28 protein-coding genes are annotated in these 23,619 nt (G+C 66.6%); 11 read left to right on the top strand and 17 right to left on the bottom strand.

All coding sequences use genetic code 11. The features are described from left to right. The first annotated feature begins 41 nt into the window (after positions 1 to 41). The 5 genes from VGV41_RS16810 (at position 42) to VGV41_RS16790 (ending at position 4,312) form a co-directional block, all read left to right on the top strand. The gene (locus VGV41_RS16810) at positions 42 to 764 is read left to right on the top strand and encodes a hypothetical protein (RefSeq protein ID WP_326865080.1); all 723 of its coding nucleotides are present in this window, start codon (positions 42 to 44) and stop codon (positions 762 to 764) included. Positions 765 to 894: 130 nt separating this feature from the next. Continuing rightward, a complete protein-coding gene (locus tag VGV41_RS16805) occupies positions 895 to 1,845 on the top strand; it encodes a ribose-phosphate pyrophosphokinase (protein ID WP_326865079.1) in 951 nt (316 codons plus the stop codon). Positions 1,846 to 2,184: 339 nt separating this feature from the next. After that, positions 2,185 to 2,685, top strand: a complete 501-nt coding sequence (locus tag VGV41_RS16800) for a YbjN domain-containing protein (RefSeq protein ID WP_326865078.1) — start codon at positions 2,185 to 2,187, stop codon at positions 2,683 to 2,685. A gap of 34 nt (positions 2,686 to 2,719) precedes the next feature. Then, positions 2,720 to 3,556, top strand: coding sequence for a pyrroline-5-carboxylate reductase (gene proC / locus VGV41_RS16795; RefSeq protein ID WP_326865077.1), 837 nt, complete (start codon positions 2,720 to 2,722; stop codon positions 3,554 to 3,556). A gap of 66 nt (positions 3,557 to 3,622) precedes the next feature. Continuing rightward, the gene (locus VGV41_RS16790; protein ID WP_326865076.1) at positions 3,623 to 4,312 is read left to right on the top strand and encodes a TetR/AcrR family transcriptional regulator; all 690 of its coding nucleotides are present in this window, start codon (positions 3,623 to 3,625) and stop codon (positions 4,310 to 4,312) included. Here VGV41_RS16790 and VGV41_RS16785 read toward each other — a convergent pair. The 3 genes from VGV41_RS16785 to VGV41_RS16775 are packed head-to-tail and all read right to left on the bottom strand — an operon-like array spanning position 4,309 to position 7,012. Next, positions 4,309 to 5,715, bottom strand: a complete 1,407-nt coding sequence (locus VGV41_RS16785; protein ID WP_414705138.1) for an ATP-binding protein — start codon at positions 5,713 to 5,715, stop codon at positions 4,309 to 4,311. The genes VGV41_RS16790 and VGV41_RS16785 overlap by 4 nt on opposite strands. 44 nt (positions 5,716 to 5,759) lie before the next feature. After that, entirely contained in the window at positions 5,760 to 6,464 is a 705-nt protein-coding gene (locus VGV41_RS16780) for a response regulator transcription factor (RefSeq protein ID WP_326865074.1), read from the bottom strand. 2 nt (positions 6,465 to 6,466) lie between these two features. Continuing rightward, positions 6,467 to 7,012, bottom strand: coding sequence for a MarR family winged helix-turn-helix transcriptional regulator (locus VGV41_RS16775; protein WP_326865073.1), 546 nt, complete (start codon positions 7,010 to 7,012; stop codon positions 6,467 to 6,469). 254 nt (positions 7,013 to 7,266) lie between these two features. Between VGV41_RS16775 and VGV41_RS16770 the strand changes: the two genes are divergently transcribed. After that, positions 7,267 to 8,154, top strand: coding sequence for a branched-chain amino acid aminotransferase (locus tag VGV41_RS16770; protein ID WP_326865072.1), 888 nt, complete (start codon positions 7,267 to 7,269; stop codon positions 8,152 to 8,154). Between the two features lie 673 nt (positions 8,155 to 8,827). Here the strand turns inward: VGV41_RS16770 and VGV41_RS16765 are convergent. From VGV41_RS16765 to VGV41_RS16735, 7 genes are all read right to left on the bottom strand, one after another. Beyond that, positions 8,828 to 9,613, bottom strand: a complete 786-nt coding sequence (locus VGV41_RS16765) for an N-acetylmuramoyl-L-alanine amidase-like domain-containing protein (protein ID WP_326865071.1) — start codon at positions 9,611 to 9,613, stop codon at positions 8,828 to 8,830. Positions 9,614 to 9,615: 2 nt separating this feature from the next. Then, complete coding sequence (locus VGV41_RS16760) at positions 9,616 to 10,095, bottom strand: molybdenum cofactor biosynthesis protein MoaE (RefSeq protein ID WP_326865070.1); 480 nt, start codon at positions 10,093 to 10,095, stop codon at positions 9,616 to 9,618. A 129-nt stretch (positions 10,096 to 10,224) separates the two neighbouring features. Then, positions 10,225 to 10,476 carry a molybdopterin converting factor subunit 1 gene (moaD, locus tag VGV41_RS16755; RefSeq protein ID WP_326865069.1) on the bottom strand — a complete coding sequence of 84 codons (252 nt, stop codon included), beginning with the start codon at positions 10,474 to 10,476 and terminating at the stop codon, positions 10,225 to 10,227. A gap of 1 nt (position 10,477) precedes the next feature. Further along, positions 10,478 to 11,086 carry a CDP-diacylglycerol--glycerol-3-phosphate 3-phosphatidyltransferase gene (gene pgsA, locus VGV41_RS16750; protein ID WP_326865116.1) on the bottom strand — a complete coding sequence of 203 codons (609 nt, stop codon included), beginning with the start codon at positions 11,084 to 11,086 and terminating at the stop codon, positions 10,478 to 10,480. A 145-nt stretch (positions 11,087 to 11,231) separates the two neighbouring features. Continuing rightward, the gene (locus VGV41_RS16745) at positions 11,232 to 12,122 is read right to left on the bottom strand and encodes a dioxygenase (protein ID WP_326865068.1); all 891 of its coding nucleotides are present in this window, start codon (positions 12,120 to 12,122) and stop codon (positions 11,232 to 11,234) included. Between the two features lie 33 nt (positions 12,123 to 12,155). Beyond that, positions 12,156 to 14,165 (bottom strand): excinuclease ABC subunit UvrC, encoded by a 2,010-nt coding sequence (uvrC, locus tag VGV41_RS16740; RefSeq protein ID WP_326865067.1) that lies wholly within the window; start codon positions 14,163 to 14,165, stop codon positions 12,156 to 12,158. 32 nt (positions 14,166 to 14,197) lie between these two features. Next, a complete protein-coding gene (locus VGV41_RS16735; RefSeq protein ID WP_326865066.1) occupies positions 14,198 to 14,977 on the bottom strand; it encodes an SDR family oxidoreductase in 780 nt (259 codons plus the stop codon). A 330-nt stretch (positions 14,978 to 15,307) separates the two neighbouring features. Here VGV41_RS16735 and VGV41_RS16730 point away from each other — a divergent pair, with 330 nt between their 5' ends. The 3 genes from VGV41_RS16730 to VGV41_RS16720 all read left to right on the top strand — a co-directional run bounded on the left by VGV41_RS16730 (position 15,308) and on the right by VGV41_RS16720 (position 17,756). Beyond that, on the top strand, positions 15,308 to 15,922 hold the full coding sequence (locus VGV41_RS16730) for an outer membrane protein (protein ID WP_326865065.1): 615 nt from the start codon (positions 15,308 to 15,310) through the stop codon (positions 15,920 to 15,922). A gap of 280 nt (positions 15,923 to 16,202) precedes the next feature. Continuing rightward, on the top strand, positions 16,203 to 16,871 hold the full coding sequence (locus VGV41_RS16725; protein ID WP_326865063.1) for an outer membrane protein: 669 nt from the start codon (positions 16,203 to 16,205) through the stop codon (positions 16,869 to 16,871). A gap of 228 nt (positions 16,872 to 17,099) precedes the next feature. Continuing rightward, on the top strand, positions 17,100 to 17,756 hold the full coding sequence (locus tag VGV41_RS16720; protein WP_326865062.1) for an outer membrane protein: 657 nt from the start codon (positions 17,100 to 17,102) through the stop codon (positions 17,754 to 17,756). A gap of 66 nt (positions 17,757 to 17,822) precedes the next feature. On the opposite strand, the gene VGV41_RS16715 is transcribed toward VGV41_RS16720, so the two are convergent. The 5 genes from VGV41_RS16715 to VGV41_RS16695 form a co-directional block, all read right to left on the bottom strand. Beyond that, positions 17,823 to 18,425 (bottom strand): glutathione S-transferase family protein, encoded by a 603-nt coding sequence (locus tag VGV41_RS16715; protein WP_326865060.1) that lies wholly within the window; start codon positions 18,423 to 18,425, stop codon positions 17,823 to 17,825. A gap of 64 nt (positions 18,426 to 18,489) precedes the next feature. Continuing rightward, on the bottom strand, positions 18,490 to 18,705 hold the full coding sequence (locus tag VGV41_RS16710) for a cold-shock protein (RefSeq protein ID WP_326865059.1): 216 nt from the start codon (positions 18,703 to 18,705) through the stop codon (positions 18,490 to 18,492). A 185-nt stretch (positions 18,706 to 18,890) separates the two neighbouring features. Continuing rightward, entirely contained in the window at positions 18,891 to 19,754 is an 864-nt protein-coding gene (locus VGV41_RS16705) for a 23S rRNA (adenine(2030)-N(6))-methyltransferase RlmJ (RefSeq protein ID WP_326865058.1), read from the bottom strand. Between the two features lie 68 nt (positions 19,755 to 19,822). Further along, a complete protein-coding gene (locus VGV41_RS16700) occupies positions 19,823 to 20,239 on the bottom strand; it encodes a hypothetical protein (RefSeq protein ID WP_326865057.1) in 417 nt (138 codons plus the stop codon). 176 nt (positions 20,240 to 20,415) lie between these two features. Beyond that, a complete protein-coding gene (locus tag VGV41_RS16695; protein WP_326865056.1) occupies positions 20,416 to 21,108 on the bottom strand; it encodes a ribonuclease T2 in 693 nt (230 codons plus the stop codon). A gap of 196 nt (positions 21,109 to 21,304) precedes the next feature. On the opposite strand from VGV41_RS16695, the gene VGV41_RS16690 reads away from it, so the two are divergent. Both VGV41_RS16690 and VGV41_RS16685 read left to right on the top strand, forming a co-directional pair. After that, the gene (locus tag VGV41_RS16690) at positions 21,305 to 21,574 is read left to right on the top strand and encodes a hypothetical protein (RefSeq protein WP_326865055.1); all 270 of its coding nucleotides are present in this window, start codon (positions 21,305 to 21,307) and stop codon (positions 21,572 to 21,574) included. Positions 21,575 to 21,654: 80 nt separating this feature from the next. Then, positions 21,655 to 21,837, top strand: a complete 183-nt coding sequence (locus VGV41_RS16685; RefSeq protein WP_326865054.1) for a hypothetical protein — start codon at positions 21,655 to 21,657, stop codon at positions 21,835 to 21,837. A gap of 32 nt (positions 21,838 to 21,869) precedes the next feature. Here the strand turns inward: VGV41_RS16685 and VGV41_RS16680 are convergent, their stop codons facing one another. Both VGV41_RS16680 and VGV41_RS16675 read right to left on the bottom strand, forming a co-directional pair. Then, a complete protein-coding gene (locus VGV41_RS16680; protein ID WP_326865053.1) occupies positions 21,870 to 22,346 on the bottom strand; it encodes a hypothetical protein in 477 nt (158 codons plus the stop codon). Positions 22,347 to 22,677: 331 nt separating this feature from the next. Next, positions 22,678 to 23,424: a 16S rRNA (uracil(1498)-N(3))-methyltransferase gene (locus VGV41_RS16675; RefSeq protein WP_326865051.1), complete on the bottom strand. Its 747-nt coding sequence runs from the start codon at positions 23,422 to 23,424 to the stop codon at positions 22,678 to 22,680. Between the last annotated feature and the right edge of the window lie 195 nt (positions 23,425 to 23,619).

Here is a 23,619-nt window from a genome sequence, read left to right as displayed (position 1 = left end):
CAGGGGATCACAAAAAACAAGCGGCCACAGGGACGTCGACGATGCTGAACTGTATCCGCCGCGCGCTGCGCGCCGCGGAGTCATGGACATTGCGTGCGCCGCTCGGGCTCGCAATCGCCGGCGCGCTGGCGCTGGCCGGTTGTCAGACTGCGAACCAGGGCGGCGTCGCCGCGGCCGCGCCGCGCGGCGCCACCGTCGCCTTCGAGTCCATCGACGGTCTGCCGCAGGATCATTTCCAGACGCTGGTGCAGGACCTCAACGGCGAGGCGCAACAGCGCCGGCTCGCGGTACTGCCACGCGAGCAATCCTCCGCCTATCGCGTGCGCGGCTATTTCGCCGCCAGCGTCGAACGCGGCAAGACCACCATTTCCTGGGTCTGGGACGTGTTCGACGATCAGCAACGGCGCGCCTACCGCATCAGCGGCAGCGAGGACGCCAAGAGCGGCAAGGCATGGGCCGCCGCCGACGACGCCATGATGCGGCGGATCGCCCGCTCCAGCGTCGAGCAGCTCGCCGCCTTCCTCACCTCGCCCGACGTTGACCCCGGCACGCCGACGCCGGCGAACGAGCCGCGGCTGGCGCTGATCGGCGATCACGACGATTCGACCCCGGAAGCCGCCGGCATATTCCGGGTGTCGCAGCCGAACGTCGATCCGGCGGAAAGCTCGGCCGCCGCGAACGCCGTGCCGCTGCCGCCGAAACGGCCCGACGACCGTACGGCCTCGCTCCGCCAGACCGTGACCCTGTCGGCCCACGCTCACTGAAAAACGATCATTTTCCGTTCATTTTGCCTGCCGAAAGCGGCGGACAGCGCGTGCTGCACATATTGCCGCACGGATCACGCCTTGTTATGACCACGCCACAATTTCCGCACGTAAACGGCGAGGTTTTTGGATGTCGGGCAAGAACGGGGCGATCAAGCTCGTCGCCGGCAACTCAAATCCCGTCTTGGCGCAGGCGATCAGCGCGTACCTGAAAACCCCGCTGACCAAGGCGGTGGTGCGGCGCTTCGCCGACATGGAAGTGTTCGTCGAGATTCAGGAGAACGTGCGCGGCGCCGACGTCTTCGTCGTGCAGTCGACCTCGTTCCCTGCCAACGACCACCTGATGGAATTGCTGATCATCATCGACGCGCTGCGCCGCGCCTCGGCGCGCCGCATCACGGCGGTGATCCCCTACTTCGGCTACGCCCGCCAGGACCGCAAGCCGGGCCCGCGCGCGCCGATCTCGGCCAAACTCGTCGCCAACCTGATTACTCGCGCCGGAGCGGATCGCGTGATGACGCTCGACCTGCACGCCGGGCAGATCCAGGGCTTCTTCGATATCCCGACCGACAACCTCTATGCGTCGCCGCTGATGGTGCGCGACATCAAGGAGCGTTCGTTCGAAAACGTGATGGTGGTGTCGCCCGACGTCGGCGGCGTCGCCCGCGCGCGCGGACTGGCGAAGCGCATCAACGCGCCGCTCGCCATCGTCGACAAGCGCCGCGAGCGGGCGGGCGAATCGGAAGTGATGAACGTCATCGGCGAGGTGGCCGGGCACACCTGCATCCTCATCGACGATATCGTCGACTCGGGCGGCACGCTGGTGAACGCCGCCGACGCGCTGCTCAAGCAGGGCGCCAAGGACGTCTACGCCTATATCAGCCACGGCGTGCTCTCGGGCGGCGCGGTCGGCCGCATCGGCGGCTCGCGGCTAAAGGAACTGGTGATCACCGATTCGATTCAGCCGACGAAGGATGTGCAGGCCACCGCCAACATCCGCATTCTCCAGATCGGCAACCTGATCGGCGAGGCGATCGAGCGCACGGCTTCCGAAGAGTCGGTATCGAGCCTGTTCGACTGAAGAATTGAGAAACAACGCGGACGCGGCGCCCGTCGCCGCGGCGGAGCGGCAAAAGTTATCCACCGCCGATTCCACAGGGGCCCGGATTGGCTGTGGAGATTCCGGACCGGCCGGTTGCCACGAGTCCGCAAATCACGGCTCATAACGCCTACAAGATGCCTCTGGCGGTCGGAATCGAGCGGGTTATAGTCGAGTCGGCTCCCTGATTCGCTCCTAGCGTCAAGGTATCCGTAATCCCTGCGTCAAAAGCGGACCGCGCCCCGGCCTCCGGGGTAAGGAAGCCGTGCGCGTTCGGTGGCGTGCGTTTCCCTGGCTCCAATCCGGCAAAGTGGAGACGTCATGTCCCTCTCGAGCTACACTGACGATTCCCGACTCAACCCGCTGGACGTGGTTGAGCGCCTCGCCTCGGGCAACGACTGGTCGTTCGAGCGCGCGAGCGACGACGAGATCACCATCCTGGTGACCGGCCGCTGGACCGACTACCAGCTCTCCTACACCTGGATGGATGACATCGAGGCGCTGCATCTCGCCTGCGCCTTCGACCTGAAGGTGCCGGAGCGGCGGCGCGGCGACGTCCAGGCCCTGATCTCGATGATCAACGAGCGGCTCTGGGTCGGCCACTTCGACATGTGGGTCAACGAAGGCATCGTCATGTTCCGCCATGCGTTGATCCTCGCCGGCGGCAGCGAAGCCTCCGGCCAGCAATGCCAGTCGCTGCTCGGCACGGCGCTCGACACTTGCGAGCGCTACTTCAGCGCCTTCCAGTTCGTCGTCTGGGCAGGCAAGACCGCGAAGGAAGCGCTGGAAGCGGCGATGTTCGAGACCTCGGGCGAGGCGTGACGCGACGCGCGCCTTTCCGTATTGTCGCCGCGTCATGAAGAAACCTGCCTCGCAAAAGACGCTCGCTGCCTTCGCCGGCCCGCTGCTGCTCGTCGGCGCCGGCAAGATGGGCCAGGCCATGGTCGACGGCTGGCTGACACGCGGGCTCAACGCGCGCAAGCTTGTCATCGTCGAGCCGCAGCCGGCTCGTCCGGTGAAGGCGCTGGTGAAGCGCGGCACAAGGCTCAATCCGAAGAGCGCGGCGGAAGCCGCCGCCATCGTCGTTGCCGTCAAGCCGCAGACCGCGCCGGACGCGGTGCCGCCGCTCGCCGTAAACGTCGGCAAGGGCACTCTGGTCGTCTCGATCATGGCCGGACGCACATTGCGCTTCCTCGAGGAGCGCTTGCCGACTGGCACCGCGATCGTGCGCGCCATGCCGAACACGCCGGCCGCCGTCGGGCGCGGCATCACGGTCGCCTGCGCCAACGCGCACGTGAACGCGCGGCAGCGGAAGCTGGCGACCAACCTGCTCGCCGCCATCGGCAAGGTGGAATGGGTCGAAGACGAGGCCCTGCTCGACGCGGTGACGGCGCTGTCCGGCTCCGGTCCGGCCTATGTGTTCCTGCTGGCCGAGGCGATGGCGAAAGCCGGCATCGCCGCCGGGCTGCCGGAACAACTGGCGCTGCGGCTGGCGCGCGAGACGGTGACCGGTTCCGGCGAGCTGCTGCATCGTTCCCACCTCGATGCCGCGACGCTGCGGCAGAACGTCACTTCGCCAGGCGGTACCACCGCCGCGGCGCTGTCGGTGCTGATGGCGCCGGGCGGTTTCGACGCGCTGCTGACCGAGGCTATCGCGGCGGCGACCCGGCGTTCCCGCGAGCTCGCCGGCTAGACCGGCCTCTGGAACGGCTCCTCCGGCGCACCTAGATTCGAGGGACAGCTGGAAGGAGACACCGCCATGGCCATGGATATGCCGGAAGCCGCCCCGTCGAACCGCGACAAGGCGATACAGGCTTTTCTCGAGCTTCTGTCCGAACGCCGCTTCGAGGACGTCGGCCTCGCCGAAGTCGCCGGCCGGGCCGGCCTCAAGCTCTCGCAGCTGCGCGCCGAGTTCGGCTCGACCTTGTTCATCTACGCCGCGTTCGTGAAAGCGGTCGACGAGGCCGTGCTCGACGAGAGCGGCGGCGAAGTGAGCGGCGACATGGGCGAAGAGCCGCATCGCGACCGCCTGTTCGACGTCATGATGCGGCGGCTGGAAGAACTCACGCCGCACAAGGAAGCAGTGCGTTCGATGCTCATGTCGGCACGGCGCAATCCCGGACTAGCGCTCGCGATGAACGGCGTCGCCGTGCGGTCGCAGAAATGGATGCTGGAAGCCGCCGGCATCAGCACCAGCGGTCCCCGCGGCGCATTGCGTGCGCAGGGCGCGGCGCTGTTGTTCGCGCGCGTCGTCGGCGTCTGGCTCGATGACGAGGAAGAAGGCCTTAACCGCACCATGGCGGCGCTCGACCGCGGCCTCGCCAGTGCCGAACGTTGGGACGGCTTCCTCGGCGATCTCTGCGCCCTGCCCTGCGCCTTGCGCGGCGTGCGCCGGCGTCACCGCCGCCGGCCGCTCGACGAGGGGCTGGCAGAGGCCGACGTCGCCTAAACCGGCACCCGCACCGTCGCGCGCAGGCCACCGAGCGGTGAATCGCCGAGCGTGATGTCGCCGCCGTGCGAGCGCGCGATGTCGCGCGCAATGGCGAGCCCGAGTCCCGTGCCGCCTTCGTCCTGATTGCGCGCGTCGTCGAGGCGCAGGAACGGCTTGAACACGTCCTCGCGCATATCGGCCGGGATGCCCGGGCCGTCGTCGTCCACCGTCACCGTCAGATAGCGATGATCGCGATGGCCGGTAATGGCGATCGACGGCGCATAGCGCGCGGCGTTCGACACCAGATTGGCGAGGCAGCGTTTGAAGGCGGCCGGCCGAACGGTGACGATCGGCGGCCCATGAAAGACGACCGTGGCGCGATGGCCGTGCCGCTCGGCGTCGAGCCGCAGTTCCTCGAGGAAATCGGCCATGTCGGTCGGCGCCGAGCTCTCGCCGAGGTCGCCGCGCGCGAAGGCGAGATAGGCCTCGAGCATGCGGGCCATCTCGTCGACATCCTTCTTCATCGCCTCGACTTCGGGATTGGTATCGATCAGCGCCAGTTCGAGCTTGAAGCGCGTCAGCACCGTGCGCAGGTCGTGAGAAACGCCGGCGAGCATGGCCGTGCGCTGCTCGATGGCGCGCTCGATGCGCGTCTTCATCTCGATGAAGGCTGCCGCCGCCCGCCGCACCTCGCGCGCGCCGCGCGGCCGGAAGTTCGGCACTTCACGGCCCTTGCCGAAGCTTTCCGCGGCGTCGGCGAGCCGCACGATCGGCTTGATCTGGTTGCGCAGGAAGGCGATGGCGACGATCAACAGGACCGTCGAGGTGCCGACCATCCACAACAGGAAGATCTCGGAGTTGGACGCATAGGCGGCGCTGCGGCGCGCGAAGATGCGCATCACCGTGTTGTCGAGCTGGATGCGGATCTCGACCAGCGACGACTTGCCAACAGTGTCGATCCAGAACGGGCGCGCGATCTGCTTGCGCAGTTCCTCGGACAAAGTCTGGTCGAGCAGCGAGAAGAACGGCTTCGGTCCCGGCGGCGGCAATTCGCCCATCGGCAGGAAGTCGACGACGAGGCCGAGGCGGTCCTGCGCAACCTTGCGGATCTTGGAGCGGTCGGCGTCCTGCGGATAGGCTTTGTAGACGTCGATCAGCGCGCCGATATCGTGCACGACGTCGGCCGACAGGCGCTGCGTCACCAGGTTCCAGTGCCGCTCCATGAAGACGAAGGCGATCACCGACTGCAGGATCACCATCGGCGCGATGATGATGAGCAGCGCGCGGGCATAGAGCCCTTTCGGCATGAAGCCGTTCAGCCAGCGGCTCGCGCGGCGCCAGCCGTCGCCGACCTGCCCGAGGCCGGCGTGGATACGCCGGATCGGCGGGATGGAATCGTACCATTCCCACGCTTCGCGCATGCGCGTCAGCGCCGTGCGCACGCCTTGGCCGATGTCGAGGCTGGTCATGTAGCGATCACCAGCCGGTAGCCGATGCCGCGCACGGTCTGCACGAACAAGGGATCGGCCGGGTTGCGCTCGATCTTGCGGCGCAGGCGATTGACCTGCACGTCGACGGCGCGCTCGCTGACCGAGCCGCCGTTACCGGCGAGCGCCCCGCGCGGCACGGTCTCGCCGGCCGTGGCGGCGAGCACGCGCAGCATATCGCGCTCGCGGTCGGTGAGGCGCACGCTGTCCTCGCCCTTGCGCAATTCGCCGCGCGCGATGTGGAAGACGAAGGGGCCGAAGCGCACCGACTCGAGCGGCTGCGGCGCCGGCGGCTGCGCGCGCTTGAGGATGTTGGCGATGCGCAAGGACAGTTCGCGCGGCTCGAACGGCTTCGACAGGTAATCGTCGGCGCCCATTTCGAGGCCCTTGATGCGGCTCTCGGCGGCGTCGCGCGCGGTCAGCATCAGGATCGGCACCGTCGATTCCGTGCGCAGCGACTGCGCGAAGTCGAATCCGGTCTCGCCGGGCATCATGACGTCGAGCACGAGCAGATCGAAGCTGAGGCTCTTGAGCTTGGCGCGCGCATCGGCGGCGGTCTCCGCGGTCGAGACGCGGTAGCCCTCGCTGGCGAGGAAGCGCGACAACAGATCGCGAATGCGGCGGTCGTCGTCGACCACCAGCAGATGCGGCGCGTTGTCGGCCATTGGTGCGACGGCAATCATCGTCACTCTCGCGCCTTGGCGCGGTCGGCGCGGGCGATGAGGCGCAGCACGCCCTCGCGGTTGTCGGCGTCGATCATGGCAGTGAGGAAGCGCCGCGCGGCATCGTGCGCGCCGGGCCCGAGCTCCGAGAAGGCGCGGGTGATGCGCTCGGTCTGCAGCTGCGCCAGCTTCAGCGACAGCGCCTCACCCTTCGGCGTCGCGTAGAGCAAACGCTGGCGGCGGTCCTGCGCGCCCTCCTTCTGCAGCACGTAGCCTTCATCGACGAGCTGCTTGAGCACGCGGCCGAGCGATTGCTTGGTGATGTTCAGGATGTCCAGGAGGTCGGCGACCTTCACACCGGGATTGCGGTTGACGAAGTGCACGACGCGATGATGCGCCCGGCCGAAGCCGAGCTTGGACAGCACCTCGTCGGGATCGCCGACGAAGTCACGGTAGGCGAAGAACAGGAGCTCGATGATGTCCCAGATGGGATCAGCCGACGCCCCTGAGCGGTCGGGGGCGTCGCCGGCTGCGTCCACCAGCTTGGGCCGCCAATTTATGTCAGTCATGTTGACATATTTTGGTTTTATGTTACAAAAACACCGCCACCGACGAAAGGATCGTACGCCACGCTCCTGCTGCCGGGTGCGAACGGGTTTAACAGAGGTGCTCCCGCCCTCCGGGTTGTCATACCGGGAGTTGCCGGACGACGCAAAGTGTTGCAGTTGGCGCGGAAAATGCGCCATCACAGCGGCGGAAGCGCGCTCCGGCCGGGCCTCCGGACAGGCTCGGACGCAAAAAGTACGAGTGAAGGAGAAGTCCTATGGCTGCGCAGTCCTACGACCGTCTTGAAGGGGTCATCTGGTACGACGGCAAGGTGCTGCCGTGGAACGACGCCAACCTGCATGTGCTGAGCCACGGCCTGCACTACGGCAGCTGCGTGTTCGAGGGCGAGCGCGCCTATGGCGGCCAGATCTTCAAGAACAAGGAGCACGCCGAGCGTCTGAAGCGCTCCGCCAACCTCCTCGACTTCGACATCCCCTATTCCGTCGCCGAGATCATGGCCGCCAAGCAGACGGTGGTCGAGAAGAACGGCCGGAAGGAAGCCTATGTCCGCCCGGTCGCCTGGCGCGGCTCGGAGATGATGGGCGTCTCGGCGCAGTCGAACACCATCCACCTGGCGATCGCGTCGTGGGAATGGCCGAGCTACTTCGATCCCGAGCAGCGGCTCAAGGGCATCCGCCTCGATCTCGCCGAGTACCGCCGGCCCGATCCGAAGACGGCGCCGTCGACCGCGAAGGCCGCCGGCCTGTACATGATCTGCACCATCTCCAAGCACCGCGCCGAGCGCCGCGGCTACGCCGACGCGATGATGCTCGACTGGCAGGGCCGCGTCGCCGAATGCACCGGCGCCAACATCTTCTTCACCAAGGACGGCAAGATCCATACGCCGACCGCGGACTGCTTCCTCGACGGCATCACGCGGCAGACGGTGATCGCGCTGGCAAAGAAGCGCGGCATCGAAGTGATCGAACGGCGCATCATGCCGGACGAGCTCACCGGCTTTGCCGAGTGCTTCATCACCGGCTCGGCGGCCGAGGTCACCGCGGTGGCGGAGATCGCCGACTGGCGTTTCACGCCGGCCGCCATCACCAAGCAACTGATGGACGACTACACCGCCGAAGTGCAGCCGAAGGCCGCGGCGGCGTAAGACCATCCGTAGATTTGCGAATACGATGGCCGGGCGAAAGCCCGGCCATTTTGTTTCCCCGTCACCCTGAGCAGCGCGGCGCGAATGCGCCAAGCCTCGGTGACGTCCCCTCACATATTCAATTTTCAAACAGCCATGGGTGATCGCCCGTATTGTTTGAACGGCCCCGGGTGAGCCGGCCTTCCCCTTCGGCCCCCGGCCAACAGGGGCTCGGGGCGTCCTTCCCCGGCCAACAGGGGCTCGGGGAGTCCTTCCCCGGCAAGAATGCCGAGGGTGTGGCGCGCCGATCAGGCGCGACACTTCCAGCCTAGTACCGCATGTCTCTCTCGAAACATGCGGGCGCCTCTCGGCGCGCCACAGCGGTGTCGTGTCACGGCGCACGGGCCACGCTTTCGAGAACGTGGACCAGCCACGCCTGTCAGCCAGCTCCTGGCGGCAGGTCCTAGTGCCTGCGAGTGGAGCCCCGTCGCCGCCCGGAAGTCCGACATGCGTTTTGCCGAACCTGCGGGCACCGCATCCGCTCCCGTCAATCGAGACGCCTCGCGACGACGCCCCCGGCCGGAACGGACATAGGAATAATAGGCACACGAGCTAGGACTGGTCAATAGTCCTAATTAAAAGAATCTATGCTGCGCCGCGTTCCATCCCTCCCCTTTCAGGGGAGGGATGGTCCTCACACGATCGCGTCGCCCGACCACACCTCCTGCGGCCGCAGCAGAGACACGGCGCGCGCGCCATTCTCGGCGACGAACTGCGCGAACGGCTGATCGAGCACGCGGCCTTTGCTCCTGGCGGCATGGCGCAGCAGCAACGCCCCGTTCTTCTCGATCACGATGAAGCCGGTGTGGAAATAGTCGATGCCCGGGCGCCGCGACAGGAAGCCGACGACGTCGCCGGTGGCGAGACGATCGGCGTTCGCCAGCACGCTCGCCGCCGGGATCGAGGTCAGCGCAACGCGCTCGACCGGCAGGCCCCGCATGTAGGAGACGGTCTTGTCCACGATCGTCGCCTCCGGCAGCACCAGCGCGCGGCAGACGCCGTTGGCGATATTCTGCAGGCTCCAGTCGGCGAAATAGTGATTGCGCTCGCGCCAGTCGACGACGCCTTCGCGGTAACGGATCCGGCGCAGTTGCGGCGCGAAGTCGGCCAGCGTGGACGAGCGCGCCGCCGCCACCACCGTCTCGCAAAAGGTGACGCAATCGAAGGCGTCGTCGCGCAGAACGAATTCTTCCGGCTTCTTCGGCCCGCCGATCAGCGGATAGGACACGTAAGGCGAGCCGACGAGGGCGTGCGAGATGACGTCGATGCGCGCGCCGATGAAGGTGCGCGCCTGCCCCGCGGCAATCAGCGCGGCGATGCGCGTCTCGCGGGTGTGGGCGGGTGCCAGCCCGAGCGCGAACAATCCGCTGCCGGCCGCGAGTTGCAGCATGTGACGGCGTGTCGGATGCGGCGCGCGCATCGTTACTCCGCGGCGTGCCGCCCGCGCGCGCTCCAGCGCTCGGCGGCGGCATCGTCGGTCGCCTTCGCGTCAACCCAGGTGGCGCCGCCCGCCTTCTCGACCTGCTTCCAGAACGGCGCGCGCGTCTTCAGGTAGTCCATCAGGAATTCGGCGGCGGCGAAGGCGGCCTGACGATGCGACGATGTCGTCGCCACCATCATGATGTCCTCGCCGGGCACGATGCGGCCGTGGCGGTGGATCACCGTCACGCCTGCGAGCGGCCAGCGTTCGCGCGCCTCGGCGACGTGCCGCTCGATCTCCGCCTCGGCCATGCCGGGATAATGCTCGAGCGTCAGCGCGGCGATCGGCTCGCCGTGCTCGTCGCCGCGGCAGATGCCGGTGAAGGTGACGACGGCGCCGACGTCGGTACGCCCGTGCGTCAGCTTCGCCGTCTCGGCGGCGAGGTCGAACGGTTCGCGCTGGATGCGGACGGTGTCGGTCATGGGGGTAATGTAGTGCAGTTCACGCTCGTCGTCATTCCGGGGCGCGTCCGCAGCACGCGAACCCGGAATCCAAGCCAAGAACACTGGATTCCGGACCCGCGCCCTCGGCGCGTCCCGGAATGACAGCGCTCATCCTCCGGTCATCGGCGGGAAGAAGGCGATCTCGCCGGCGCCGGCGAGCTTGGCGTCCGGCTTCACGTGCACGCGGTCGATGGCGGCGCGCACCACTTTCGGGTTCTCGAAGGCATAGGCGTATTCCTCGCCGCGCGTGGCGAGCCATGCGGCGAGCTCGCCGACGGTGGTGACGCTCGACGGAACGTCGATGTCCTCCTCCGGCTTGCCGATGCGCTCGCGCACCCAGGCGAAATAGCGAAGCTTCATGTCATTCTTCTATGACGTAGCGCAGGCCGGCGCGCATGTAGTCGTAACCGGTATACAAGGTCAGCACGGCGGACAGCCACAACAGCAAAATGCCGGCCTGGCTGACGCCCGGCAGGATGCGGTCGCCCGCCTCGCCGGCGATGAGGAAACCGATGGCCACCATCTGGGCGCCGGTCTTCCACTTCGCAAGCCGCGTCACCGGCACGCTCACCTGCAACTCCGCGAGGTATTCGCGCAGGCCGGAGACCAGGATCTCGCGGCAGAGGATGATGACCGCGGCGAGCAGCGTCCAGCCGCGGATGGTGCTGCCGGCGGCGAGGATCAACAGGCTGGCGGCGACCAGGAGCTTGTCGGCGATCGGGTCGAGCATGCGCCCGAGCGAGGACTGCTGGCCCCAGATGCGGGCGAAATAGCCGTCGAAGAAATCGGTCACGCCGGCGCCGATGAACACGGCGAGCGCCACCCAGCGCAGCCACAGGCCGCCGCTGAAGATGCTCTGCCAGACCAGCAGCCCAACCACGACCGGAACGGCGGCGATCCGGGCATAGGTGAGGATGTTCGGCAGGGCGAGCGGGCGGGCCGGCAAGCGTCTGGAATTGAGGGTATTCATCGACGCCAAGGAACACTCCGGGGGCGGACAGGTCAACCGCCTCGCTTCATACTATCGCCGCCCCCGCCGTCTCGTATCGCGCTCGGCAACGCCCGCGGTCAAAACAAGCTTCAGTGACCGGCCGCGCCGCAGCGGCCGGCCGCCATCACTTGATCGGCGGCCGCGGCAGCTTCGCCTCGCCCGCCTCCATGACGAAGGTCTGATCCAGCGAATACCAATCGCCTTTCACGTCCGCCGCCGGCGCCTTGTCGGTATGGCGGATGTAGTCGCCGATCAGCGCGCGGGTGACGCCGAACTGGCAGTCGGTCTCCAGCCTGTCGTCGTCCGGAGAGTAGATCTGCGAGATCAGCGTCTTGAACCCGGGCTTGAAGATGAGGAAGTGCAGGTGCGCCGGGCGGAAATTGTGGCGCTTGCCGGCGCGCAGCAGATCGCCGGTCGGTCCATCGATCGGGATCGGATAGCCGGCCGGCTTGACGCTGCGGAACCAGAAGCGGCCGTCCTTGTCGGTGGTGAACTGGCCGCGCAGGTTCATCTCAGCCTGGTTGGGGTCCTGCTGCTCGTAGAAGCCTTCCGGCGAGGAATGCCACACGTCGCAGACGGCGCCGGCGATCGGATTGCCCTTCGTGTCCTTGACGACGCAGTTGACGAAGATCGCCGGGCCCGGCGTCGGCGAGCGGATGATGGTGTCGCCGTTCGCCGTCTTCGGCGAGTTCATGCGCCAGAACGGCCCCAGCAGGTTGGCGGTGGTCTCGGTCTGGCCGTTATTGCCGTTGTTCAAGAGGCACACCAGTGCCGAGAAGCCGAGCGAGCCGGCCATCAGCACGACTTCGTTGTGCGTGTCGTTGGTCATCTGGCCCATCTTCGCGACAAGCTCGGTGCCCTTGCGGAATTCGTCCTCGGTCAGGTGCACCTCGCGCGCGAAGGCATGCAGATGCTTGACCAGCGCCGCGACGATCTCGCGCACACGTGCATCCTCGATCGTGCTGTAGGAGTCGAGCACCTTCGGCGTGACGTCTTCCTGCTTGGCGATGATCATTCCGGTGTTTCCTCTCCCCCACGGAGCAAGCGGCTAGCGCGCTCCGCCTTCATGGAAGAACTCATATATCTTTCGCGCGGTCTCCGCATTAATTCCCGGCACGTTGGCGAGGTCTGGCAGGGATGCGCGTTCGATGGCTTTCACAGTGCCGAAATGGCGCAGCAGCGCGCGCTTGCGCGTAGGCCCGATCCCCGGGATTTCCTGCAATCCCGCTTCGCGGATGTCTTTTTTGCGGCGGGCGCGATGCGAGCCGATGGCGAAGCGGTGCGCCTCGTCGCGCAACCGCTCGACGAAATAGAGCAAGGGATCGCGCGGCGGCAGCTTGAATGGGCTCTTGCCCGCCATGAAGAAGGTCTCTCGCCCGGCCTCGCGGTCCATGCCCTTGGCGATCGACACCAGCGGCACGTCGGTGACGCCCATTTCCGTCAACGTGTCGGTCGCGGCCTTCAACTGCCCCTGCCCGCCGTCGATGAGGACGAGATCCGGCCAGGGTTGCTCGTCGGCCTCCGGCATCTCCCCCGTCAGGACCGCCGCGGCGGCATCGTCAAGCAACGGACGTGGATTCTCCGTCAGCAGCCGCTTGAACCGGCGCTGCAGCACCTCGCGCATCATCGCATAGTCGTCGCCGGGCGTGAGATCAGCCGAGCGGATATTGAACTTGCGGTACTGGTTCTTGCGGAAGCCCTCCGGCCCAGCGACCACCATGGCGCCGACGGCGTTGGTGCCGGCGATGTGGCTGTTGTCGTAGACCTCGATGCGGCGCGGCGCACGCGAAAGCCCGAAGGTCTCGGTCATCGCGTTCAACAGCCGCTGCTGCGAGGAGGCGTCGGCGAGCTTGCGCGCCAGCGCCTCGCGCGCATTGGCGAGCGCATGCGCCACCAGTTCCTTGCGCTCGCCGCGCTGCGGCACCGAGACCTCGACCTTGCGCCCGGCTTTCGTCGTCAGCGCGTCGGCGAGCAGCTCGCGTTCCTCGAATTCGTGCGACACCAGAACCAGCCGCGGCGGCGGCTTGTCGTCGTAGAACTGCGCGATGAAGGCGCTCAGCACTTCGCCCGGCTCGAACGCGCGATCGGCCTTCGGGAAATAGGCGCGGTTGCCCCAGTTCTGGCCGGTGCGGAAGAAGAACACCTGGATGCAGGTGTAGCCGCCGTCCTGGTGCACGGCGAAGACATCCGCCTCCTCGAGCGAGCGCGGGTTGATGCCCTGGTGCGACTGAATGGCGGACAGCGCGGCGAGGCGGTCGCGGAAGATCGCCGCGTGCTCGAAGTCGAGCGCGTCGGAAGACTGATCCATCGCCTGCGCCAGTTCCTTCTGCACCGACTGGCTGTGGCCGGAGAGGAATTCGTTGGCCTCGCGCACCAGCTCGGTGTAGCCGGAAAAATCGATCTCGCGCGTGCACGGCGCCGAGCAGCGCTTGATCTGGTAGAGCAGGCACGGCCGCGTGCGGCTCTCGAAAAACGAATCCGAGCACGAGCGCAGCAGGAACGCGCGCTGCAGCGCGTTGATGGTGCGGTTGACCGCGCCGGCATTGGCGAACGGACCGTAGTAATGACCGGGCCGCGTGCGCGCGCCGCGATGCTTGAGGATCTGCGGCGCCCAATGATCCGACGTGATGAGGATGTAGGGGAACGACTTGTCGTCGCGTAAGAGCACGTTGAAGCGCGGGCGCAGGCGCTTGATCAGGTTGGCTTCGAGGAGCAGCGCCTCGGTCTCGGTCTTGGTGGTGACGAACTCCATCGTCACCGTCGCCGCGATCATACGCGCGATGCGCGCGTCATAAGCGGTCGGCCGCGCGTAATTCATCACGCGCTTTTTGATGTTCTTGGCCTTGCCGACATAGAGCACATCGCCCTTGCCGTCGAACATGCGGTAGACGCCCGGCGCCGACGGCGCGTGTTTGACGGCGCGGGCGATGGCGGCGCGACCGGCGGCGAGCGTGCCCTCCGGCTGGTCGGTCGTGAGGTCGAGCTCGGGCAGCGAGACGTCCTCATCGTCTTCGCGCAAATCCTCGCTGGCCGGATCGATGTCTTTCTTGCCGTTCATCGGTGCACAGATAATGGCCGCAAACAGGCCCGCTACTCGGCGACGTCGCTGTCGGGCGTGCGCCAGGCGAGATGCTGGCCGCCGTCGACCGGAATGGTGACGCCGGTGACGCTGTCCGCACCTGCCAGATAGAGCACCGCCGCGGCAATATCCTCGGGCCGCGGCCCGCGCGCGAGCGGCAGGGTTGCGGCCTGCGCGGCGAATTCGGCGTCGGACTGACGCGGGCTCGGCAAGGTCGGCCCCGGGGCCACGGCGTTGACGCGGATGCGCGGCGCCAGCGCCTGCGCCAGGGTCGTGGTGGCGGTGTGGAGCGCGCTCTTGCTCAACGTGTAGGAGAGGAAGCGCGGCGTCGGCTTGAGCACGCGCTGGTCGAGTACGTTGACGATCGACGCGCCCGCCGGCGCCTGCGCGGCGAAGGCCTGCGCCAGGAACAAAGGCGCGGCGAGATTGACGGCCAGGGTCCGCTCGAAGCGGGCCGCCTCCAGTGTCGCGATGTCGTCGGGCTCGAACTCGGCCGCGCTGTTGACCAGCAAAGTGAGCGGCGCGAAGGCCGCCGCCGCCGGCACCAGGCCGCGCACCGCCCTGGCGTCGGTTAGGTCGGCGAGCACGACGACGGCGCGGCCGCCCTGCCCCACGATCTCGGCTGCCAGCGCCTCGGCCTCATTCCGCGAGCGGTTGGCGTGCAGCGCCACAGCGTAGCCGGCGCCGGCCAGCGCCAGCGCAATGGCGCGGCCAATGCGGCGGCCGCCGCCGGTGATCAGCGCGGCCCTGGGCGTGTCGGTGTTCGGTTGCGGCATGACGGGTTTGGACATTCGGCGCATCGTTCATACGCCGGAGGCGGCGCCACGGCCACCGCACAGGGTGAATGGAGCATGAGCAGACGTGGTAAAGCAGCCCCTAACAAAGCTTGTGCAATAACGAAGCTTTAACAATAACAACTGCTCTCTACTTCGGGATTCAGGACCGCTTAACTTAAATTATTCGATAAATCTTCCACGAAAAGTCGAAGTTTCGCCGGCAGTCCGGTCGTTTTCGAGCCTCGCGGTGCCGCATCGGTCCCGTAAGGACAGGCCTGACATGAGGGGGAATTCCGCTCCCGCCGCGCATGAGCCGCGGCAGGACCCAGGAAAGTGGAGGGTGTCATGAAACGTATCGTTCTCGCGCTCGCGGCCGCGACCGCCTTGACGGCCAGCGCGGCAATCGCCGCCGACCTGCCGCCCGGCCCGGCGCCTTACTATGGCGCTCCGGCCACCGGCTATAACTGGGCCGGTTTCTACGCCGGTCTGAATGCCGGCTATGAATGGGGCAAGGTCACCAACACCGCCGGCAACCCCAGCGGTCTCGCGGGCGGCGTCCAGGCCGGCTACAATTGGCAGAGCGGCCAGTTCGTGTTCGGCGGCGAAACCGACATCCAGCTGAGCGGTGCCGACGACACCTTCGCCCCCTACAAGTTCTCGAACCCGTGGTTCGGCACGCTGCGTGCCCGCGCCGGCTATGCCATCAACAACATCCTGTTCTACGGCACCCTCGGTCTCGCCTATGGCGACCTCAAGGGCCAGTTGAACGGCGTCGACGAAACGAAGACCGAATTCGGCTGGACCGGCGGTCTCGGCATGGAAGTCGGCCTGGCGCCGAACTGGTCGGCCAAGGTCGAGTACCTCTACATGGATCTCGGCAGCCGCACCTTCTCAATCACCGGCACCGACGACGCCCTGCGCGCCAGCATGCTCCGCTTTGGCGTGAACTATCACTTCTGATCGCCGACGCGGTACCACAGTATAGACCCCGGGCTTTACGGCCCGGGGTTTTGCTTTTTCAATTACCCGAATGGAATTTGGAACAAATTAAAGTATCGCTTACCATGGCGACAGAATAGATTGCGGCGATACCGCGGCAAACTCTCGTCTTATTCATGTCTGCACCTGCGACAACTTGTTGATGCCTGTGTCTTTCCAGCACTAGACCAGAATTTGAATTCGAATAACTTGCGCGCATCGACATCGGGGGTCGGGGGCCCCTGTTCAGGAGGAAGTTGGAATGAAGCGCGTTATTTTGGCCGGCGTGAGTGCACTCGCCGTGGTGACCATGATGGGGGCGGCGAATGCGGCGGATCTTCCGCGGCGTCGCGCCGAGATGCCGGTGAAGGCGCCGGCTTATATGCCCGCGTTCAACTGGACCGGTTTCTACGCCGGTATCAACGGCGGCGGCGCTTGGGGCCGTTCGAACTGGTCGGCCTCGGGCAACAGCTTCGATACGTCGGGCGGCGTGGTCGGCGGCACCGTCGGCTACAACTGGCAGGCCGGCCCGACCGTGTTCGGCGTCGAGGGTGACATCGACTGGAGCGGGATCAAGGGCAGCAGCACCTGCGGCGGCTTCTCCTGCGAGACCAAGAACGACTGGCTCGGCACCTTCCGCGGCCGCGTCGGCTACGCGTTCAACCGCGTGATGCCGTATGTCACCGGCGGTCTCGCCGTCGGCAACATCAAGGCCACGTCGCCGTTCGGCAGCAACGACGAGACGCGTGCGGGCTGGACGCTCGGCGGCGGTATCGAAGCCAACATCGTTGGCCCGTGGAGCGCCAAGATCGAGTACCTCTACGCCGATCTCGGCAAGACGAACTGCTCGACCTGCGGCGTCGCCGCCACGGCGACCGACGTCAACTTCCACACCAGCATCGTGCGCGCGGGCGTCAACTACCACTTCTAGTTCGCGCATCACCGTCAGCATCAAGCCCCGGAACTTTGTTCCGGGGCTTTTTGTTTGCGCGAAACGAGAGTTCGAAGGTCGTAAACGGGACCAAAACTGTGGCACCGCGGCAACATCATGATTACTTCGTGACGCGTCGCGGAACGCGTGAACCGGAACGGAGTTCATTTTCCATCGGGGGACGGCGCACTCCGCGTCCGTCCGGTTTTACTGGAAGTGAGGTGCGTCATGAAAAAGCTTCTGCTCGCAGGCGCGAGTCTGCTCGCCATGGGCGTCGTCTCGGCTTCGGCCGCCGACCTGCCCGCACGCATGCCGGCGAAAGCACCGGTGTATGTGCAGCCAATGGCCTACAGCTGGACCGGTTTCTATCTCGGTCTCAACGGCGGCTACGGCTTCGGCCGCTCCGAGTTCAACGGCACGCTGCCGAGCGGCGGCTTCGACGCCGGCGGCGGCCTGTTCGGCGCCACGGTTGGCTACAACTGGCAGACCGGTCCGCTGGTGTTCGGCCTCGAAGGCGACATCGACTGGAGCGGCATGAAGGGTAGCAGCGTCTGCGGCGGCGCCTTCAGCTGCAGCACGCACAACGATTACCTGTCGACGATCCGCGGCCGTGTCGGCTACGCGATGGATCGCTGGATGCCGTACATCACCGGCGGTGCCGCCATCGGCAACGTGAAGACCAGCATCGCCGGCCTCGGCGACACCAACAACACCAAGGCGGGCTGGACCGTCGGCGGCGGCATCGAAGCGTCGATCGCCGGTCCGTGGACGGCGAAGGTCGAATATCTCCACGTCGACCTCGGCAGCGCCGATACGGCCGTTGCCGGTACCAGCGCGAAGTTCACCAGCGACATTATTCGCGGCGGTATCAATTACAAATTCTGACGCCGTAGCGTATCGCGTCGGCAGAAAGGCCCCGGACCCCGGTCCGGGGCCTTTCCTGCATCTGGCTCAGGGCGCGGTCGCGGCGAAGGCCGGCACGGCGGCGGCGAAGGCGTCGTGCCAGGCGTGCAGCCGCGGATGGCCGTTGCGCCATGTGCGATCGAAACGCAGGTCGCGATAGCCGAGCAGGCAGGCGAGCGCGATGTCTCCCACATGCGGGGTGGCGGTGAGCGGCGGCGGCGAGGCTTCGAGCGCGTCAAGTGCGCGCGCGACCTTGCCGGCCTGGCGGTCGAGCCAGCTCTGCACGTGCATCTCGGCCGGACGGTAGCGGCTTTCGTAGACGATCAGCACGCACGCATCCATCGCGCCGTCGCACAGAGCCTGCAAGGTCAGCGCCTCGAACCGCGCCTGCGTGTCACGCGGGATGATGCGCCCGCCGCCGGCGATGTGATCGAGATAGTCGAGGATGACGCGCGAATCGTAGAGCGTGCGGCCGTCCTCGAGCACCAATGCCGGAATTTTGCCGAGCGGATTCTGTGCACGCAGCGGCTCGGCCGTCGCGTTGAGATCGGCATCGCGCAGTTCGACGCGATCGTCGCAGCCGAGCATGCGAACCGCGATGCGCACCTTGCGCACGAAAGGCGAGGACGGCGACGAGCGCAGGATCATCATGGCAATAGCCGCACCCCCGGCGCCCGCCGGACGTTCCAGGCCGCACGCGACGCTTGAGGTCGCGTCAGCCGGTTATGACGAGATTGACCGCCTTCGGGCCTTTGCCCTTCTTGTCGGGCTCGACATCGAAAGTGATGCGCTGACCCTCATTGAGGTTTTTCAGGCCGGCTTGCTCCACCGCCGTGATATGCACGAACACGTCGCGGCCGCCGTCGTCCGGCTTGATGAAACCGTAGCCGCGCTCGCCATTGAAGAACTTCACCACACCTTGCTGCGCCATCTGGAAACTCCAACCCCGCAACTTGCCGCCGGCCCCACGCTCGGCGGCGCGGCCTGGACGTTCAGGGAAGGCATCGGCCCTTGCAGGCCTCCGTCGCTCCGCCTTTGCCCCCCGCAGGAGGCGGAAGTCACTACCGCCCGGGAACTACACACCAAGTAAGGGCGGCTTGGAAGAAAAAAGCGGTGTCAGCGTGTGGGCGGGGCTTCGCCGCTGATCCAGTCGAGGGTGAAGCGGGCCTTGGCATCGCGGCGAAGGACGCCGAGCAGCGCGGGGAGAAGCAGCTTCAGATCGGCTTCGAGCGTCCATGGCGGGTTGACCAAGATCAGGCCCGAGCCGTTGAGCCGGCTTGGATCGGACAGCGCCGAGACCATCAGCTCGGCCCGCAAGATCTTCGGAATGCCAAGACGGCCCAAGCGCTTAGCCAGCGCGTCCGGCTCGGTCCGGCCCTTGATCGGATACCACAGCATGTACATGCCGGTGGCCCATTTGCGGTGCGCCACGGCCAGGCTCCGGGCGAGCCGCGGAAAGTCGTCGTCCCGCTCGAAGGGCGGATCGACCAGTACCAGGCCGCGCCGTTCCGGCGGGGGCACGTGGGCCGATAACGCCGTCCAGCCGTCGACGGCCAGGGTGTTGATGCGCGCGTCGCGCCGCAGATGGCGGGCGAGCGCGGCCTGCGCCTGCGGCTCGAGTTCGCAGGCGATAAGCCGGTCCTGCGGCCGCAGCCACGCCCGCACCAGCGCCGGCGAGCCGGGATAGACCGCGAGCTTGCCAGGCTCGTTCAGCGCAGCGACCACATCGACGTACGGCTTGAGCAGGGCAGCGGCGGCTTGCGGCAGAGACGCCTGCAGAAGGCGCTCGATCCCGTCGTGCCATTCGCCGCCGCGGCTCGCCTCGCTGGAGGTGAGATCGTAGAGGCCGGCGCCGGCATGGGTGTCGATGACGCGGAAGGCGGCCGGCTTTTCGCACAGATAAGTCAGCACGCGGCAGAGCACCGCGTGCTTGAAGACGTCGGCGAAGCTGCCGGCATGGAAGGCGTGGCGATAGTTCACGTCAGTCGGTTCGCTGCAAGGCCACGGCGCGGAGACGCCGTCCGGCGCCGCTTATGCCACAGGCGGGCTCAGCGCGGCACGCCGCGCAGGCCGAATTCCTGGCGCGGACGGCCGAGCTTGCGCGGCGTGGGCGGCGGCCTCAGGTGGAAACGAGCTTTCCTCGGCTTGACGACGGCGACAGGCACAGCGGCGGATGGAGCGGCGTCCTCGCGCGGCTTGCGGCGCGCGCGCAGCGCCAGCGCGGCGAGATGCAGCAGCGCCAGCGCGGCAAACAGCGCGCCCACGACGTGCAGGCCGAGGCTCAGGCGGAACGGATGCGGCAGGCCGCACAGATGGCTCACGGCCGCGCCGAGGCGGCCGCCGCAGACGAAGGCCGCGCCGAAGACGTCGCCGCTCGTATTCGCCACGCTCAGCGGCCACAATACGATGTAGCCGAAGCCGACGAACTTGACGGCGAAATTGATATAATCCCTGGCTCTGTTCATTGGCCGCGCTCCCACGCGTCCGGTCGCGCGGCCAAGATGGCTTTCCGGGCTTTCGAAAATCTTACATGAATTGTCGACAAGCCGGCCTTTCCGGCGGCACGCGTCGGTAATGCTATCGCGCCGCTAAATGGAACGGCGAAAGCAGGCCCGCGGCGGCCCTAAAAATATCGGTCGCGTTAGCTTCCGCGTAACGCTGGCATCACGACCTTGTCGAGGCGGCAGGCACGCTGCGTGACTTCCGGACAGGCGCGGAAGCCGAACTCCTTGCTCATGCACACACGGATCTCGGTCAGCCGCTTGCGGTCGCACGTCACCGCGATGTCGTCGGCCTTGAGCGAGGGGTTCGCCTTGAGGAAGGCATCCGCCACCTCGGCCGGGGTCACCGTGATCGGCTTGTCGAGCGAGACATAAGGCTCGGGGATCTTCACCACCGCGCGCGCCTTGCGCACGGTCTCGAAGAAGGCGTGCGGCGACAGGCCGGAGCAGGTGCCGTGACGATCCCATTCATGGAAGACGAGCCGCGGGCTCGGCATCAGGTCGAGCGCGGCGCCGACGATGGCACGATCGAGCCGCGGCGCGGGCACCTGGCAATACGAAGGGAAGCCGTGCTCGTATTGCGGCCACAGCCCGTGCACCACGAAGGCGAAGGGCCGGCCGCTGCACTGCTGGTCGGGGGCGCGCTCCGGATTCCGCTCCTGCGACACCGCGCACCAGGACGGCGACCAGGACAGGGCGAGGACGTAATAGTCGAACTTGCCGGGCTCGTTCTGGCGGATGGCCTGGGCTCCGGCCGCCGTCCAACTCGCCAGCACGAAGCCGATAGCGACCGCCGCTACCCGCAAACGCCGTGAAACACGATCCGCCCGCATGTCATCCTCCCGACAAGCCAGAACAAACAGCGAATTGACTGGAATCAAAAGTTCCTGGGGAAACCTAGCGGCGAAATAGGAACGATACAAGAACAAATGGAAACGAAGGAGGAATACAACTTTTTGAATTGCAATATTGAACAAAATGAGTAAGCGATGCATTTTATGTAAAATGCTCACAGGAGGAGCGAGGCAAATGGCAATCCTGGGCCGAACCAAGAGCCAACTGATGCGCGGCGAGCGCCTGCAGATCATGCTGTCACCCGAAGAGCTGCGCGCCGTGGACGATTATCGCTTTCGCCAGCGGATGCCGAGCCGGGCCGCCGCCGTGCGCGAGTTGTTCCGGCTGGGTCTGGGTAGCGCCGGGCTTACGCAGCTCGTCGACGGCAAGAAGTCTTCCGACTTCGGTGTCCTCGGCGGCGGCGAGGCAGGAGCGGATTCTCACGCTTCACAGCAAAATGAGTGATCTGCTCTTAGACTACGAAGGACTGGAATTTCTCGCTGCGCGCGACGACATTTTCGGTGGGCTAAGTGATGGAGCATGGCATGCCCGACACCCTGAATGCTGCCGAAATGCGCCGACTGGCAATGGAATGTGCGGCCCGAGCCTCAGATTCTCGCTGTAAACCCGAGGAACGCGAGCGCATGTTGCGCATGCGCGAGAGCCTTCTCGCCCTCGCCGTCAACGCCGACTGGCTGGCCGGCCGCATCTTACCGCTGGCGGCGTAAGTCGGGACGATTGCGATGATCTGCCGCGCCGGTCAGGGCCCGGCCATCTTGCAGCGCGGATTGTACGCCCAGTTGAAGTCGTAGCCGGTCACGCACCATTCGACGCCCCAATCGGCGCCGGCAAATCCCGCGTCCTCAGCGATCGAATACACAACCGCATGCTTGCGATAGGGCACCTGCGGCCAGCGTGCGTCGTTGACCAGCGCCACGGCGCGGCAGAAGCGGCGCGGAATGGCGCCGAGCGCCCACGGGCTGTAGGCGACCTCGCGCACGTGCTCGTAGCCGACGATGGCGACGTTGTTCGCCCAGAAGTGATGCTGCGTGTCGGCGAACTGGTCGGAGATGCGGCTGAGGGCGGCCTCGCAGGCCGGCAGCGCGCCGTCATATTGCGGGCCCTCGAGCCAGAAATTCTTTTCCAGCAGGCTCGCCGCCTGGGCAGGCGCGAGCGCAGCGAACGACAACACCACGGCGGCGGCTAAGCCCTTCAGACCACACGACGCGCACGACATGCCGAAACTCCTCCAGAAACGCGCCGACTTTATCACAGCTTTGCGGGCGGGCGAGCGATTCGATTCACAGATTCGCAGCCGCCGGGACTCGCGACTCGGCGCGCGCCTCGGCATGCTCCCGCCCGCGAATCGGGCCGGTCTGCATGCCGTATGCGTGCGGGCGAACATAAAGCCCGAAGCAGGAGGAGTTGAGCGGCCGTCGCGCGCGGTATCCGTAGCGGCCGTCTCCAGTCGCCGGTTCTGTGGCTTTCCAGCGTTCGCGTGATCGCAACGTGATTGCGCGTTTGGCAACGGGCTGCCGGTCCTCGCGACCGGCAGCCCCCGAATCTTTTTAGCCGCGCCAATCGCCGAGCACCGCCTGCACCACCGCCATCGCCGCGACGGCTGCGGTATCGGCGCGCAGGATGCGCGGCCCGAGCGAGATACGGGCGACGTGCGGACGGCGCAGCAAGGCGGCGCGCTCCTCGTCCGAGAAGCCGCCTTCCGGTCCGATGATCACCGCGATGCCGGCATCGGCGCGTAAAGCGCCGAGCGCCGCGAGCGGATCCTTGACCTCGGCATTCTCGTCGCAGAACACGAGGAGCCGCTCCGGCGCGAGCGCGTCGAGCGCGGCGGCAAAGGGCAGCGGTTCGGCGACCTCGGCGAGCATCAGGATGCCGCACTGCTGTGCGGCTTCGACGACGTTGGCGCGCATGCGCTCGACATTGACGCGCGCGACCTGGGTGTGGCGGGTGATGACCGGCACGAGCCGTGTCGCGCCCATCTCGACGGCTTTCTGCACGACATAGTCGAGCCGCGCATGCTTGAGCGGCGCGAACAGAACATGCAGGTCGCCGGCCTGCGGCTGTTCGCGCGTACGCTCCGCGACCGAGAGTGCGCCGCCGCGCCTGGCTGTACCGGTCAGCGTCGCGCCCCATTCGCCGTCGCGGCCGTTGAACAGGAGGACGGCGTCTCCCGGCCTCAGCCGCAGGACGTTGACGAGATAGTTCGCCCGGTCGCGATCGAGCGGCACCTCGGCGCCGGCGGCGAGCGGGGCATCGACGTAGAGGCGGGGTGTGCGGAAATCGTAGCGCGGCATGGGCGCGGGGTTGGGCCTGTCGAGACTGCGCGAAGGCCCGGTTTAGCCGGTCTCCGCCACCGGCGCGAGAGGCCGCAAGCCGGCATCTGCCGCCTTCCCGACGCATTCGACGAGTTGTTATACCGCAGCGGTATCGGCTGTATAATGCCGGCCGACCGATCGAGAGGACGAACCATGATTCTGCGCCGGGCCCTT

Origin of the sequence: Pseudolabrys sp., assembly GCF_035943735.1 — a bacterium.
Taxonomy (GTDB): Bacteria; Pseudomonadota; Alphaproteobacteria; order Rhizobiales; family Xanthobacteraceae; genus Pseudolabrys.
This window is presented reverse-complemented; position numbering and strand designations above follow the sequence as displayed.

Bases quoted from the DNA above. Each gene is read 5' to 3' on its own strand.
- VGV41_RS16810 (WP_326865080.1), top strand. From the start codon at position 42: ATGCTGAACTGTATCCGCCGCGCGCTGCGCGCCGCGGAGTCATGGACA.
- VGV41_RS16805 (WP_326865079.1), top strand. From the start codon at position 895: ATGTCGGGCAAGAACGGGGCGATCAAGCTCGTCGCCGGCAACTCAAAT.
- VGV41_RS16800 (WP_326865078.1), top strand. From the start codon at position 2,185: ATGTCCCTCTCGAGCTACACTGACGATTCCCGACTCAACCCGCTGGAC.
- proC (WP_326865077.1), top strand. From the start codon at position 2,720: ATGAAGAAACCTGCCTCGCAAAAGACGCTCGCTGCCTTCGCCGGCCCG.
- VGV41_RS16790 (WP_326865076.1), top strand. From the start codon at position 3,623: ATGGCCATGGATATGCCGGAAGCCGCCCCGTCGAACCGCGACAAGGCG.
- VGV41_RS16785 (WP_414705138.1), bottom strand. From the start codon at position 5,715: ATGCGCGAAGCGTGGGAATGGTACGATTCCATCCCGCCGATCCGGCGT.
- VGV41_RS16780 (WP_326865074.1), bottom strand. From the start codon at position 6,464: ATGATTGCCGTCGCACCAATGGCCGACAACGCGCCGCATCTGCTGGTG.
- VGV41_RS16775 (WP_326865073.1), bottom strand. From the start codon at position 7,012: ATGACTGACATAAATTGGCGGCCCAAGCTGGTGGACGCAGCCGGCGAC.
- VGV41_RS16770 (WP_326865072.1), top strand. From the start codon at position 7,267: ATGGCTGCGCAGTCCTACGACCGTCTTGAAGGGGTCATCTGGTACGAC.
- VGV41_RS16765 (WP_326865071.1), bottom strand. From the start codon at position 9,613: ATGCGCGCGCCGCATCCGACACGCCGTCACATGCTGCAACTCGCGGCC.
- VGV41_RS16760 (WP_326865070.1), bottom strand. From the start codon at position 10,095: ATGACCGACACCGTCCGCATCCAGCGCGAACCGTTCGACCTCGCCGCC.
- moaD (WP_326865069.1), bottom strand. From the start codon at position 10,476: ATGAAGCTTCGCTATTTCGCCTGGGTGCGCGAGCGCATCGGCAAGCCG.
- pgsA (WP_326865116.1), bottom strand. From the start codon at position 11,086: ATGAATACCCTCAATTCCAGACGCTTGCCGGCCCGCCCGCTCGCCCTG.
- VGV41_RS16745 (WP_326865068.1), bottom strand. From the start codon at position 12,122: ATGATCATCGCCAAGCAGGAAGACGTCACGCCGAAGGTGCTCGACTCC.
- uvrC (WP_326865067.1), bottom strand. From the start codon at position 14,165: ATGAACGGCAAGAAAGACATCGATCCGGCCAGCGAGGATTTGCGCGAA.
- VGV41_RS16735 (WP_326865066.1), bottom strand. From the start codon at position 14,977: ATGTCCAAACCCGTCATGCCGCAACCGAACACCGACACGCCCAGGGCC.
- VGV41_RS16730 (WP_326865065.1), top strand. From the start codon at position 15,308: ATGAAACGTATCGTTCTCGCGCTCGCGGCCGCGACCGCCTTGACGGCC.
- VGV41_RS16725 (WP_326865063.1), top strand. From the start codon at position 16,203: ATGAAGCGCGTTATTTTGGCCGGCGTGAGTGCACTCGCCGTGGTGACC.
- VGV41_RS16720 (WP_326865062.1), top strand. From the start codon at position 17,100: ATGAAAAAGCTTCTGCTCGCAGGCGCGAGTCTGCTCGCCATGGGCGTC.
- VGV41_RS16715 (WP_326865060.1), bottom strand. From the start codon at position 18,425: ATGATGATCCTGCGCTCGTCGCCGTCCTCGCCTTTCGTGCGCAAGGTG.
- VGV41_RS16710 (WP_326865059.1), bottom strand. From the start codon at position 18,705: ATGGCGCAGCAAGGTGTGGTGAAGTTCTTCAATGGCGAGCGCGGCTAC.
- VGV41_RS16700 (WP_326865057.1), bottom strand. From the start codon at position 20,239: ATGAACAGAGCCAGGGATTATATCAATTTCGCCGTCAAGTTCGTCGGC.
- VGV41_RS16695 (WP_326865056.1), bottom strand. From the start codon at position 21,108: ATGCGGGCGGATCGTGTTTCACGGCGTTTGCGGGTAGCGGCGGTCGCT.
- VGV41_RS16690 (WP_326865055.1), top strand. From the start codon at position 21,305: ATGGCAATCCTGGGCCGAACCAAGAGCCAACTGATGCGCGGCGAGCGC.
- VGV41_RS16685 (WP_326865054.1), top strand. From the start codon at position 21,655: ATGCCCGACACCCTGAATGCTGCCGAAATGCGCCGACTGGCAATGGAA.
- VGV41_RS16680 (WP_326865053.1), bottom strand. From the start codon at position 22,346: ATGTCGTGCGCGTCGTGTGGTCTGAAGGGCTTAGCCGCCGCCGTGGTG.
- VGV41_RS16675 (WP_326865051.1), bottom strand. From the start codon at position 23,424: ATGCCGCGCTACGATTTCCGCACACCCCGCCTCTACGTCGATGCCCCG.